At 66.3% G+C, this 12,802-nt stretch carries 11 protein-coding genes; 5 read left to right on the plus strand and 6 right to left on the minus strand.

What is annotated here, in order from left to right; all coding sequences use genetic code 11:
* Positions 1–174: 174 nt before the first annotated feature.
* Together ACTXG5_RS21765 and ACTXG5_RS21770 are read left to right on the plus strand one after the other, a co-directional pair.
* Positions 175–573, plus strand: a complete 399-nt coding sequence (locus ACTXG5_RS21765; RefSeq protein ID WP_445164535.1) for an ATPase — start codon at positions 175–177, stop codon at positions 571–573.
* Between the two features lie 2 nt (positions 574–575).
* Positions 576–1,874 carry a cytochrome P450 gene (locus ACTXG5_RS21770; RefSeq protein WP_445160764.1) on the plus strand — a complete coding sequence of 433 codons (1,299 nt, stop codon included), beginning with the start codon at positions 576–578 and terminating at the stop codon, positions 1,872–1,874.
* Here the strand turns inward: ACTXG5_RS21770 and ppc are convergent.
* The 6 genes from ppc to ACTXG5_RS21800 all read right to left on the minus strand — a co-directional run bounded on the left by ppc (position 1,858) and on the right by ACTXG5_RS21800 (position 8,749).
* The gene (gene ppc, locus ACTXG5_RS21775; RefSeq protein WP_445160765.1) at positions 1,858–4,671 is read right to left on the minus strand and encodes a phosphoenolpyruvate carboxylase; all 2,814 of its coding nucleotides are present in this window, start codon (positions 4,669–4,671) and stop codon (positions 1,858–1,860) included. The two genes, ACTXG5_RS21770 and ppc, sit on opposite strands and share 17 nt — an antisense overlap.
* 53 nt (positions 4,672–4,724) lie before the next feature.
* On the minus strand, positions 4,725–4,958 hold the full coding sequence (gene secG / locus ACTXG5_RS21780; RefSeq protein WP_313860705.1) for a preprotein translocase subunit SecG: 234 nt from the start codon (positions 4,956–4,958) through the stop codon (positions 4,725–4,727).
* A gap of 30 nt (positions 4,959–4,988) precedes the next feature.
* Positions 4,989–5,774, minus strand: a complete 786-nt coding sequence (tpiA, locus tag ACTXG5_RS21785) for a triose-phosphate isomerase (protein ID WP_445160766.1) — start codon at positions 5,772–5,774, stop codon at positions 4,989–4,991.
* Entirely contained in the window at positions 5,771–7,030 is a 1,260-nt protein-coding gene (locus ACTXG5_RS21790; protein ID WP_445160767.1) for a phosphoglycerate kinase, read from the minus strand. Before ACTXG5_RS21790 ends, tpiA begins: the two co-directional genes overlap by 4 nt.
* A gap of 2 nt (positions 7,031–7,032) precedes the next feature.
* The gene (gap, locus tag ACTXG5_RS21795; RefSeq protein WP_445160768.1) at positions 7,033–8,052 is read right to left on the minus strand and encodes a type I glyceraldehyde-3-phosphate dehydrogenase; all 1,020 of its coding nucleotides are present in this window, start codon (positions 8,050–8,052) and stop codon (positions 7,033–7,035) included.
* Positions 8,053–8,269: 217 nt separating this feature from the next.
* Positions 8,270–8,749, minus strand: a complete 480-nt coding sequence (locus ACTXG5_RS21800; protein WP_445160769.1) for a hypothetical protein — start codon at positions 8,747–8,749, stop codon at positions 8,270–8,272.
* Positions 8,750–9,094: 345 nt separating this feature from the next.
* Between ACTXG5_RS21800 and ACTXG5_RS21805 the strand changes: the two genes are divergently transcribed.
* From ACTXG5_RS21805 to ACTXG5_RS21815, 3 genes are read left to right on the plus strand one after another with little or no spacing between them, the layout of a single operon-like run.
* Complete coding sequence (locus tag ACTXG5_RS21805) at positions 9,095–9,901, plus strand: lysophospholipid acyltransferase family protein (RefSeq protein ID WP_445160770.1); 807 nt, start codon at positions 9,095–9,097, stop codon at positions 9,899–9,901.
* 3 nt (positions 9,902–9,904) lie between these two features.
* Positions 9,905–11,533: an acyl-CoA ligase FadD12 gene (gene fadD12, locus ACTXG5_RS21810; RefSeq protein WP_445160771.1), complete on the plus strand. Its 1,629-nt coding sequence runs from the start codon at positions 9,905–9,907 to the stop codon at positions 11,531–11,533.
* Positions 11,533–12,798 carry an alpha/beta hydrolase gene (locus ACTXG5_RS21815; protein WP_445160772.1) on the plus strand — a complete coding sequence of 422 codons (1,266 nt, stop codon included), beginning with the start codon at positions 11,533–11,535 and terminating at the stop codon, positions 12,796–12,798. Before fadD12 ends, ACTXG5_RS21815 begins: the two co-directional genes overlap by 1 nt.
* The last annotated feature ends 4 nt before the right edge of the window (positions 12,799–12,802 follow it).

Below are 12,802 nucleotides of genomic sequence, written 5' to 3' on the forward strand. Positions count from 1 at the left end.
CAGCCGCCCGCTCGGCCTTTCGGTCGGCATAGCCGGCCGCGTAATCACCCAGTCGGCGCGTCACCTCAGCCCCGCGGTCTCGGGTCAGGCGGCCACGCCAGCCACCCTCACAATGTCGTTTCTGCACATCCAATTCGATGTTTCGAGGTTTTCCCCGGTTCCGTCCCGGTCATAATTACCGTCATGGCAGACAGAACGGTGCGCAACGGACCTGAGCGAAGCCGGATAAAAACCCTCACTCAGGCAGCTCTGAACGCCGACAAGACGGTCGAGCAGGTCGAAGGTGTCCTCGACGGCCTCGGCAGGACCATGAACGAGCTGAGCAGCTCCCTGACCCGGTTGAACGGCACGGTCGAGCGCTTGGAGGGCGGCCTGGACCATCTGGAGGGGACACTGGGACACCTCGACGAGCTGGCCAAGCGGCTGATCGCGGTGGTCGAGCCGGTGGAGGCGATCGTCAAGCGCATCGACTACATCGTGAGCGTGGGCGAGACGGTCATGTCGCCGCTATCGGTGACCGAGCACGCGTTACGCGGCGTGGTGGACCGGCTGCGGAACCGGACGCCGCAGTAGACGTGACCGGCGCCCGCCCGGTACCCGCACCGCCGTACGCGGAGGGCACCGGTCTGCCGTGGGACGTCCCCGTCACCGACGCCGTCGCGGTGATCGCCGCGGCCCGCGCCCAACACGGCGACACCTTCGCCGTGGAAACCGGCGGCGACCGCTATCTGTTCACCTTCTCGCCGACCGGCGTCGAGTCGTTCTACGCGCTGACCGAGGAGACCGCCAGCAAGGGTGTCGCGGATTACCTGATGCTGCGGCGCAAGCTGCCCGACGAGATCTTCACCGGACGACGCATCCTGCCGAACACGCTGTTTCGCCGCGACGACGTGGCCGGCTATCTGGCCAACCTGGACCGTGCGCTCGAGCAGACCACGACCGAGTTGGGATCGGCGGGTTCGTTCGACGTCTTCGAACTGATGCGACGGCTCGGCCACCGGATGGGACTGGCCTCGTGGGCGGGACCCGGGTCAGCGAACGGTGCGGCCTTCGAGCGTCTGGTGCTCGCCTTCGACACCCTGGACGGCTCCGACGCGTTTGTGCACCCCGATCGGATGGCCGCGGTCGCGGCGACGGACAAGCGTGCCGAGCGAGCCGCACTCGAGGAGATTGCCGACGCGATCGCCGACTCGGTGCGCAGCTTCGACGACGGGGACACCGGGGACCACGACCTTTTCGGCCGGATCGTGGACGCGTGGTCGTCGGAGTCGCAGCCTTCTCGACTGCACGGGATCGCGCTCGACGTCGCGCTGATCCATATCGCGTCCATGTCGAACTTGGCCGCCGCGCTGGGCTGGGCGTTGGTCGACTTGCTCGAGCACCCGGCCCAGCTACAACGAGTTAGCCTCGACGACAACGCCTTTGCCCGGAGCTGCGCGCTGGAGTCCACCCGGATGGCCCAACGCTCGATCATGGCCCGCACCGTGCTGTCGTCGGTCACGTTCGACACCGGCGAGATCACCTACCAGGTGCCGCCGGGCTGGACCATCGCCACGTTGCTGCCGCTGCTCAACATGTCGGCGGCGCCGGGCTTGGCGCGGTGGGATCCCGATCGGTGGACCCGTCACCAGCTGACCGAAAAGGACGCTCTCCCTTCGCCCATGCTGGTGACGGCATTCGGGCACGGCAAGCATTCCTGCCCGGCCCAACCGTTCTCGCTGTCGGCCATCACAGCGGCCACGACTCACCTGTTGGGTCACTACCAGATGACGCCGCAGTGGACATCGCATCCGCAACCCGTCGGAGCCCAGATCGGTGGCGTGGCGCGGGCGGCCGGGCCGTGCCGGGTCGACTACGTCAGCCGCTGTTCCTGAGCGCGCTGGACAGCCCGTTCATCGTCAACAGAATCCCACGCTGGACCAATTCGTCGTCGTCACCCGAGCGGTACCGCCGAAGCAGCTCTACCTGCAGGTGATTCAGGGGCTCCAGGTACGGGAATCGGTTGAACACCGAACGCGCCAGCGCCGCGTTGTCGGCAAGTAGGTCGTCCTGACCGGTGATCAGCTTGTGCATCGCGATCGTCCGCTGGTGCTCGTCGACGATCTTCTCGAACACCCTGTGCCGCAACGATTCATCGGCCACCAGTTCCGCGTAGCGCGCCGCCAGCCCCAGGTCGCTTTTGGCCAGCACTTGCGCCATGTTCGACAACACGCCGCGGAAGAACGGCCAACGTTCGTACAGATCGTGCAGGATTTCGACTCGTTCATTCTCGTCGCCGGCGGCGATCCACTGCGCGAATGCCGATCCCGTGCCGTACCAACCGGGCAGCATGACCCGCGACTGACTCCACGCCAGCACCCAGGGAATAGCGCGTAGGTCCGCGATCGACTCGGTGGGCTTGCGTGACGACGGGCGGCTGCCGATGTTCAACGACCCGATCTCGCTGACCGGTGTGGAAGCCTTGAAATACTCGACGAAACCCGGTGTCTCGTGCACTAATTCGGCATACGCCTGACGAGCCAGCGCGGCGATCTCGTCCAACACCGCGTACGCGGGCTCCGCCTCGTCGCCGAGGCCCTCCACATCCAGCAGCGTCGACTCCAAAGTGGCCGCCACCAGGCTCTCTAGATTCCGTTGCGCCAGAACCGGTTCAGCGTACTTGGCCGCGATCACCTCACCCTGCTCGGTGAGCCGCAGCGAACCGTTCACCGCACCGGGCGGCTGCGCGAGGATGGCCTGGTAGCTCGGGCCGCCGCCGCGGCCGACGGTACCGCCGCGGCCATGAAAGAGCCGCAGTCGAATTCCGGTTTTGCGGGCCACTTCGGCCAGGGCAAGCTCGGCCCGGTAAACCGCCCAGTTCGCGGTCAGATAACCGCCGTCCTTGTTGGAGTCGGAGTAGCCGAGCATCACCTCTTGATCGTCGCCGCGGGCAGCCACCACCGCTCGGTAGATCGGCAGCTCGAGCATCGCGTGCAGAATCGCTGCCCCGTTGTGCAGGTCGTCGATCGTCTCGAACAGCGGGGAAATCCCGATGGGACAATAGGGTTCGGGCCCGGAGACATCCAGCAGCCCGGTTTCCTTGAGCAGGACCGCGGCCTCCAGGACGTCCGACACGGACTGGCACATCGAAATGACGTAGTTCGGCACAGCCGCCGGGCCATAACGCTCGACGGCGTGCGCGGCGGCCTCGACCACACGCAATTCCTGGTGAGCAAGCTCGGACAACTGCGCGCGATCGCTGAGCAGTGGGCGCCTGGTACCCAGCTCGTCCGCTAACAGCGCCACCCGCTCGTCTTCCGGTAGCGAACGATAGTCGGGGTGGACGCCGGCCCAGGCCAGCAGCTCGCCGACCACTTCCTCGTGCACGTCGGAGTTTTGCCGCATATCCAGGCCGCTGAGGTGAAATCCGAAGACGTGCACGGCTTCTCGCAATAGGCCCACCCGATCGTCGGCAAGCAGCGCGCTGCCGTGGGTGCGCAACGACACGTCGACAACGTCGAGATCGGCCCGCAGCTCGTCCGGCGTGGCATACGGTTCCAATGCCAGGTCGAGCAGATGCAGCGGTTCGTCATCCAGGATCGCGGCGGCCGTCGCGCTGAGCCGGGCCCGAATCACCCGCACGGCCCGTCGATACGGCTCGTCGGTCCTGGCCTGCTCCGGGCAGCTCTGCTCCAGCGCCGTCAATTCGGGTGTGACGGTGATCAATCGCGCCGACATCGAGAGCTCCTGCTCGAGGTCGGTGAGCTCCGACAGATAGTGCGCCAGCGCGGTGAATGCGGCGCTCCCGGTGGCCCGCCGGACGACCTCGGCGGTCACGTTCGGGTTTCCGTCGCGGTCACCCCCGATCCACGAGCCCGGCTGCAGGATCGGCCCGGAAAGCAGCTCGGCGTCTGGCCAGCGGGCGCGCAGCGCATCGCGAACCTCGGCGTTCACCTGCGGGATCACCTCGAACAACGCGGCCTGGTAATAGCGCAGGCCGACGTCGATTTCGTCGGTGATCTGCAGCCGCGAGAGGCGGATCAGTGCGGTCTGCCAGAGCGTGAGCACCTGGCGGCGCAACTCGCGCTCGATGCTGTGGCCATCGCTGGTCTCTCGGTGCCCCTCGGCGTGCAGTCGCATCAACTCGGTGATCCGATGTTGCGCGACGAAGACGGTGCGCCGGCGGGTCTCGGTGGGATGGGCGGTGATTACCGGAGAAACCAGCGCACCCCTGAGCGCTTCGGCCACGGTCGCCGAATCGAGCTCTGCGGAATCCAGTTTCGCGTAGGTGGCGGCCAGGGTGCTGTCTTGCGGTGGTTCGCCGGCGTCGACGTGAAGATGGCGCCGACGCTCGCGGTGGATGTCTTCGGCGACGTTGGCCAGCAGCGCGAAGTGGCTGAACGCCCGGATGATCGGAACCGCCAGGTGGATGTCGATGCCGTCGAACATGTGCGAGATCTCGGCCCGGTCGATCTCGGAGCGACGCACCCGGAAGGATTCCACCCTGGCGCGTTCGACCAGGTCGAATACCTTGTCACCGTTCTGCTCGCGCACGGTGTCGCCGAGGATGGTGCCGAGCATTCTGATGTCGGCGCGCATCGGCTCGGTCGCCTCGCGACCTACCTGGGTCCGCTGCACGGCGCCGATCGGCGCCAGCGCGGCTTCGGAAGCAAGTTCGGAAACCTCAACCATGGGTCCCAGTATCGGTGTGGATCGCGTGCAGCGCCCGCCGAGAGGTCAGTGGGTCAGCGGTACTTGATCATCAGGGCCATGCCGACGATGCACACCAGCCAGATTGCGGTGATGAACACCGTCAACCGGTCGAGGTTCTTCTCCACCACGGTCGACCCGGACAGGCTGGACTGCACGCCACCGCCGAACAGTGTCGACAGGCCGCCACCCTTGGCACGGTGCAGCAGCACCAGCAGGACCACCAGAACGCTGGTGACCACCAGGGTGATCTGCAGGGCCAAATGCATGACCGACAGCTTACCGGGGCCGCGCCGGTGTCACGGAAGGGGCCCACCGGCGGCGATGGCAGCCAGGATCGCAAATTGCTCTCCGTCGAGCGAGGCTCCCCCGACCAGCCCGCCGTCGACATCGTTCTGGGCGACGATGTCGCCGACATTCTTGGCGCTCACCGAACCGCCGTAGAGCACCCGCACGGTATCGGCGATCTCCGGCGACGCCAGCGTGCCCAGCTCCTTGCGGATCGCCGCACACACCTCCTGCGCGTCGCCCGAGCTGGCCACCCGCCCCGTCCCGATCGCCCAGACCGGCTCGTAGGCGATGACGACGTTGGCGATCTGATCGGCCGACAACCCGGCCAGCGAGCCGCGCAGCTGCGTCTCGCAGTGGCTGACATGCTCTCCGGCTTCCCGGACGTCGAGGTGCTCGCCGATGCACACGATCGGGCACAGGCCGTTCTTCAGCGCGGCGGCGGCCTTGGCAGCCACCAGGGCGTCGTCCTCGTTGTGGTAGGTGCGCCGCTCCGAGTGGCCCACGACGACGAAGGTGCAGCCCAGCTTGGCCAGGAAAGTGCCGCTGATGTCGCCGGTGTAGGCGCCGGACTCGTGCTGGGACAGGTCCTGGGCGCCATAGGTCAACCGCAGCTTGTCGCCGTCGACCAGCGTTTGCACGCTGCGCAGATTGGTGAACGGCGGCAGCACCGTGACGTCAACCTTGTCGAAGTACTTGTCCGGCAACGCGAATGCGATCTTTTGCACCAGCGCGATGGCCTCGAAGTGATTGAGGTTCATCTTCCAGTTGCCGGCGATCAGTGGCTTGCGGGTCACGCGTTTCCGCTCCCATCGTTGTGGTCTGGTTGGGCCCTACCCAAGACCTCGATGCCGGGTAGCGTCTTGCCCTCCAGGTATTCCAGCGATGCACCACCGCCGGTGGATATATGCGAGAAGTCGTCCTCGGAGATCCCGAGCGCACGCACCGCGGCCGCGGAATCACCACCGCCGACCACGCTGAACGCGCCCTTGCCGGTTGCGGCGACGACCGCCTGGGCGACGCCCCTGGTGCCCGCCGCGTAGGCCGGGAATTCGAACACGCCCATCGGGCCGTTCCAGAAGATTGTCTCGGCATTGGACAGCAGCGCCGCGAAGCGCTTGACCGATCCGGGCCCGATGTCGAGGCCCATCAAATCGTCCGGAATCGCATTGGCGGCCACGAACTGTGGCGGCGAATCGGCGGCGAACTGCTCGGTGACCACGATGTCGCCGGGCAGTCGCAATACGTCGGCGTAGGTGTCCAGCAAGTTGCGGCAGGTGTCGATCATCTCTTCTTCGAGCAATGATTTGCCCACCGAAAAGCCCTGTGCGGCAAGGAATGTGAAGCACATTCCACCGCCGATGACGATGCTGTCGGCCTTGGTTGCCAGCGACTCGATGACACCGAGTTTGTCGGACACCTTCGACCCGCCGAGCACCACCGCGTAAGGACGCTTGGTCGAGCTGGTCAACTGCTCCAGCACCCGGATCTCCTCGGCCACCAGCGTGCCGGCGTAGTGCGGCAACAGCGTGGCGACGTCGTAGACCGAGGCCTGCTTGCGGTGTACCACGCCAAAGCCGTCGGAGACGAAAGCCCCTTCCGGCGAGACCAATTCGGCCAGCTGCTTGGCCAGGGCCAGTCGCTCTCCGTCATCCTTGCTGGTCTCGCGCGGGTCGAAGCGGATGTTCTCCAGCAGCAGAACGTCGCCGTCGGTCAGCCCCTCGGCACGCGCCAGTGCGTCGGTACCGACGACGTCACCGGCCAACTGCACGTGCCGGCCCAGCTGCCCGCCCAGCGCGGCGGCGACCGGCGCCAACGACAATTTCGGGTCGGGCCCCTCCGTGGGACGTCCCAGGTGCGCGGTCACCACCACCTTGGCGCCGGCATCCACAAGCGCCTTCAGCGTCGGTACCGACGCGATGATCCGGCCCGGATCGGTGATCTCGCCGTCATTGTCGAGCGGGACGTTGAGATCGGAGCGCACCAGCACCGCGCGACCCGAAACACCCTCGGCGAGAAGGTCTGCCAGGGTCGGGACCGAGGATTCCGTCACGGTTAGAGCGACTTGCCGACCAGCGCGACCAAGTCAACCAGGCGGTTGGAGTAACCCCACTCGTTGTCGTACCACGAGACCACCTTGGCCTGGTTGTCGATGACCTTGGTCAACAGCGAGTCGAAGATCGAGCTGTGCGGGTCGGTGACGATGTCCGACGACACGATAGGCACGTCGTAGTACTTCAGGATGCCCTTCAGCGGGCCGTCCGCGGCCGCCTTGAACGCAGCGTTGATCTCGTCGGCGCTGGCTGCCTTGGCCAGTTCAACGGTCAGATCGGTCGCCGACCCGGTGGGGATCGGCACCCGCAGCGCGTAGCCGTCGAGCTTGCCCTTCAACTCGGGCAGCACCAGGCCGATGGCCTTGGCGGCACCTGTGGAGGTCGGGACGATGTTCAGCGCGGCGGCGCGGGCCCGACGCAGGTCGCTGTGCGGGCCGTCCTGCAGGTTCTGGTCCTGGGTGTAGGCGTGGATGGTCGTCATCAGGCCCTTGACGATGCCGAACTCGTCGTTGAGGACCTTGGCCAGCGGGCCGAGGCAGTTCGTGGTGCAGGAGGCATTGGAGATGATGTTCTGGCTGCCGTCGTACTTGTCGTCGTTGACGCCGAGCACGATGGTGATGTCCGGGTCGGTGGCCGGCGCCGAGATGACGACCTTCTTGGCACCCGCGTCGAGGTGCCCCTTGGCCTTGGCGGCACTGGTGAAAATTCCGGTGGACTCGACGACGACATCCACACCCAGGTCACCCCATGGCAGCGCGGCCGGGCCCTCGCGAACCGCGAGCGCCTTGATCTTCGCCGGGCCCACCACGATGGTGTCCTCGCCTTCGAGGCTCACGTCGTGCGGCAGCCGGCCCAGGATGGAGTCGAATTTCAGCAGGTGCGCCAGGGTGCTGTTGTCGGTGATGTCGTTGACCGCCACCACCTCGATGTCAGCGCCGCCCTGGTCCTGCTGGGCCAGCAACGCACGGTAGAAATTACGTCCGATTCGACCGAAGCCGTTGATGCCTACTCGGACAGTCACTTGTGTCTCCCTCGTGTTCCCTGAGTCTGGTGATGAACCCCTGGCCGTCAGCCTAGATCAGGAGTAGCGACGTTGCGGGGCCGGTAAGAGTCCCGGGGCTTCGAGGAGGCTATGCCCGCGCGGTTGTGACATTCAAGGTGCGGGTCATCGGGCTAAACGTCGAGCTAGCCGCGGCCGGCCGATTCAGGCCGGGTGGTGGACGCAGGTCTTTGCGGTCCTACCGGACCACAAGCCACGGGCCGCCCGGGATCTGCGGTGCCTCGGTCGCCTGCGGAACGGGAAATCTGCGGTGCAGGTTGTCGATCATGGCGTCAAGAACGTTGCGCTCGTGCTCCTCGATGCGCGCCGTGCGCCGGAAGACACTCACACTTTCGGCGTCACCTTTGGCCTCGGCGATGGCAATCGCCTTGTGGTAGCCGTCGATGCGCTGGTCGATGATGCGGCGGTTCTGAGTGAGCAGGCGCAGGAAGTAGTCGGCCTGGCGCTGATCTGCCGTGTCAGCCACCACCGTGGCGCGACCAACGTGCTGGTTCGTGGTCAGCGCGGTCGACGTCGATCCTGCTTGACGGACGTGCGCCGGAACGGGATGACCCGTGCTGCCGCGAGGCGTGTGCCCGCGCCGCTCACGGGTACCACTCGACCTGTGCGCTACGACCGAGCGTGCATCACGTTCGTCGGACAAACCAGCGATGTCCATTGTTTCTCTCTCAACCCGCATTTGATTGTCAGTTCGGTAACAATAACTCGTGGAATGTGGCCTGCGCCATATGCTTCGGGCCGAAACCTAGGTCGCTTTTGCTAGCACAGAATAACCACCAGGCCAGCCTCTGAGAGGCGGCGCCTACTAGGGGTCGGGGTGTCTTGAACCATGTTGGCGGGCAACCGCATCGCGTGTCCGTTATCCGCCATGTTCACGTGCGCGCCGGGGGCGAGAAAGGTCTGAGTGTTTGCCTGTTAGCCATCCGCTAGGAGGCCCTGGCTACCATCTAGGGACTCAACGCGCGAAGTCTCGAGCGAGGCCACGAGGGGGCAGGTGAGCGAAGTGAGCGATACCGACAGTGACGACCCCGAGATCGGCCAATTCGATCCGGGCCTGACCCGGCGCCTGATGGGTGTGCTGCGCCCGGTGTTGAAGCGGTATTTCCGGTCCGAGGTGCATGGGCTGGATTCCTTCCCGTCCGGCGGGGCGCTGGTGGTCGGCAACCACTCCGGCGGCATGTTCCCGATGGACGTCCCGATCTTCAGCGTCGACTTCTACGAGAAGTTCGGCTACGAGCGGCCGGTCTACACGCTCAGCCACGACATCTTGTTCATGGGTGTGACGGGCGGGCTGTTCAGGCGGACCGGCTACATCCGGGCCAACCGGGAGAACGCGGCCAAAGCGTTGCGCTCCGGCGGCGTGGTGGTGGTCTTTCCCGGCGGTGACTACGACGCCTACCGGCCGACCCTGTCGGAGAACGTCATCGACTTCGACGGCCGCAAGGGATACGTCAGCACGGCGATCGAGGCCGGCGTGCCGATCGTTCCCGCGGTATCCATCGGCGGTCAGGAGACCCAGCTCTACCTGACCCGCGGCACCTGGCTCGCCGAGCGGCTGGGTATCAAGCGCCTGCTGCGCAGCGCCATCCTGCCGGTCTCGTTCGGCTTTCCGTTCGGGCTGTCGGCCGTCGTCCCTCCCAACGTGCCGCTGCCCACCAAGATCATCACCCAAGTGCTGGAACCGATCCACATCACCGAGCAGTTCGGTGAGGACCCGGACATCGACGAGGTCGACCAGCACGTGCGGTCGGTGATGCAGCAGGCCCTCAAGGATCTCGCCGCCAAGCGTCGCTTCCCGATTCTGGGCTGAGCCATGGCATCTCCCCTCGACCAGGCTCGCGGCGTGTTAGGCGTCTTGGCCACGCTGCAACGCGCGGGAATGATCGCGCCGATGCGGCCCGACCGCTACCTGAAGATGGCCGCGGCGATGCGTCGCGAGGGCATGGGCATGACTGTGGGTTTCGCCGGTGCGGCGCAGCGCTGCCCGGACCGGCCCGCCCTGATCGACGAACTCGGCACGCTGACCTGGCGGCAGCTCGACGAGCGGATCAACGCGTTGGCGGCCGCACTGCAGGGCGTGGCGTCTGGCCAGCCGAAGGTCATCGGGATCATGTGCCGCAATCACCGCGGCTTCGTCGAGGCGTTGGTCGCCGCTAACCGGATCGGCTCCGACGTCGTACTGCTGAACACGTCGTTCGCCGGACCGGCGATGGCCGAGGTGGTCAACCGCGAAGGCGTCGACGCCGCGATCTACGACGAGGAGTTCACCGCGACGGTGGATCGCGCGCTGGCCGACAAACCGGACGCCACCCGCATCGTGGCCTGGGCCGACGGCCCGCAAGACCTAACCGTCGAGAGGCTCATCGCCGACCACGCCGGCCAGCAGCCGCAGCGTACCGGCCGCAAGGGCAGGATGATCCTGCTCACCTCCGGAACCACGGGAAGTCCTAAGGGCGCCAAGCAGTCTGGCGGTGGAGCCGGGATCGGCACGCTCAAGGCGATCCTGGATCGCACGCCGTGGCGCGCGGAGGAGACGATCGTGATCGTGGCGCCGATGTTCCACGCGTGGGGCTTTTCACAGTTGATCTTCGCCGCGTCGATGGCGTGCACGATCGTCACCCGGCGCAAGTTCGACCCGGAGGCCACGCTTGACCTCGTCGACCGCCACCAGGCAACCGGGCTGGCCGTGGTCCCGGTGATGTTCGACCGGATCATGGAGCTGCCCGACGAAGTCCGCAACCGCTACAGCGGCCGTTCCCTTCGCTTCGCCGCTGCATCGGGTTCGCGGATGCGACCCGATGTGGTCACCGCGTTCATGGATCAGTTCGGTGACGTGATCTACAACAACTACAACGCCACCGAGGCGGGCATGATCGCCACGGCCACGCCGACGGACCTGCGCGCCGCGCCCGATACCGCCGGCAAGCCGGCGGGCGGAACCGAAATCCGGATCCTGGACCCGGAATTCAACGAAATGCCCACCGGCGAGGTCGGCACCATCTTCGTCCGCAACGACACCCAATTCGACGGGTACACCTCTGGCGTCACCAAGGATTTCCACGCCGGGTTCATGTCGTCGGGCGATGTCGGCTACCTCGATGAGGACGGCCGGCTGTTCGTCGTCGGCCGCGACGACGAGATGATCGTCTCCGGCGGCGAGAACGTCTACCCGATCGAGGTGGAGAAAACGCTTGCCGCGCACTCCGAAGTGGCCGAGGCCGCGGTGATCGGTGTGGACGACGAGCAGTACGGCCAGCGGCTGGCGGCGTTCGTGGTGCTCGGGCCCGGCTCCACTGCCACGCCCGATACGCTCAAACAACACGTCCGCGACAACCTGGCCAACTACAAAGTGCCGCGCGAGATTTCGGTTCTCGACGAACTCCCGCGCGGCAGCACCGGCAAGATACTGCGTGCCGAACTGCAATCAAAAGTGGGTGACTGATGCGCCGGCGCGTCTTCAGCAAAAGGCCGCTGCTGCGCGCGGCAGTGGAATTCATCAACGCCGCCAACGGATTACGTCCGCTCGCCCGTAAGGGCTACCGCACCGTCCTGGTGTTCTGGTTCGGCTGGCCGACGTCGGAAGTGCCGGGCCTGTACTTCTCCGCCTCGCTGATCGACGCGCTGCGCCGCGGCCGACGCGGCGACTTCGCCGGGCGCCGGGGCAAGGCCGCCATGGCCCTGACGGCGGCGTCGTGGGCGATCCTCGCGGTGATCCGCTACCGCGGCGTCACCACTCCCGGGCCGGTGCTGGAGGCGGGGCTACGCGAACAGCTGGGACCCGACTACACCGAGGCGCTGACCGACCTGCCCCAGACCGAGCCCGAGCGCCGCGGACGGCGCAGCCTGCCGCTGGGTACCACCGTGGCCCGGCGGCGCTATGTCGAGAAGACGAACGTCGTGACCTACGGTCCGCACGGCCGCGCGAATCGCGCCGACATCTGGCGCCGGCGCGACCTGCCCCGCGACGGCAAAGCACCGGTACTGGTGCAGATCCCCGGCGGCGCCTGGGTCATCGGAATGCGCCGCCCGCAGGCCTACCCGCTGATGAGTCATCTGGCCGCCCGCGGCTGGGTCTGCGTGTCGGTCGGCTATCGGGTTTCCCCGGTGCATACCTGGCCCGATCACATCGTCGATGTGAAGCGAGCGCTGGCCTGGGTCAAGGAGAACATCGCGCAATACGGCGGAGACCCCGACTTCGTCGCGATCACCGGCGGCTCCGCGGGCGGCCACCTGTCCGCGCTGGCCGCGCTGACACCCAATGACCCGCAATTCCAGCCGGGTTTCGAAGATGCCGACACCTCAGTGGTCGCCGCGGTTCCGGTGTACGGACGCTACGACTGGTTTTCCACCGAGGGCGAAGGTCGCCGTGAGTTCGTCGAGCTGCTCGAAAAGTTCGTGGTGAAGCGGAAATTGGAGACTGACCGCGATATCTACGTCGATGCTTCGCCGATCCGCCGGCTACGGGCCGAGGCGCCACCGTTTTTCGTCTTGCACGGCCACGACGATTCGCTGATTCCGGTCGGCGAAGCCCAAGAGTTCGTCAAGGACCTGCGCGCGGTGTCGAAGTCGCCCGTCGCCTACGCCGAATTGCCCGGCGCCCAGCACGCTTTCGACATCTTCGGTTCCCCGCGGGCGCATCAATCGGCCGAGGCCGTGGCGCGGTTCTTGTCCTGGGTGTACGCGACGACCTATCTACGCCGCGACTAACCGC

This window comes from Mycobacterium sp. Dal123C01 (assembly GCF_052566995.1).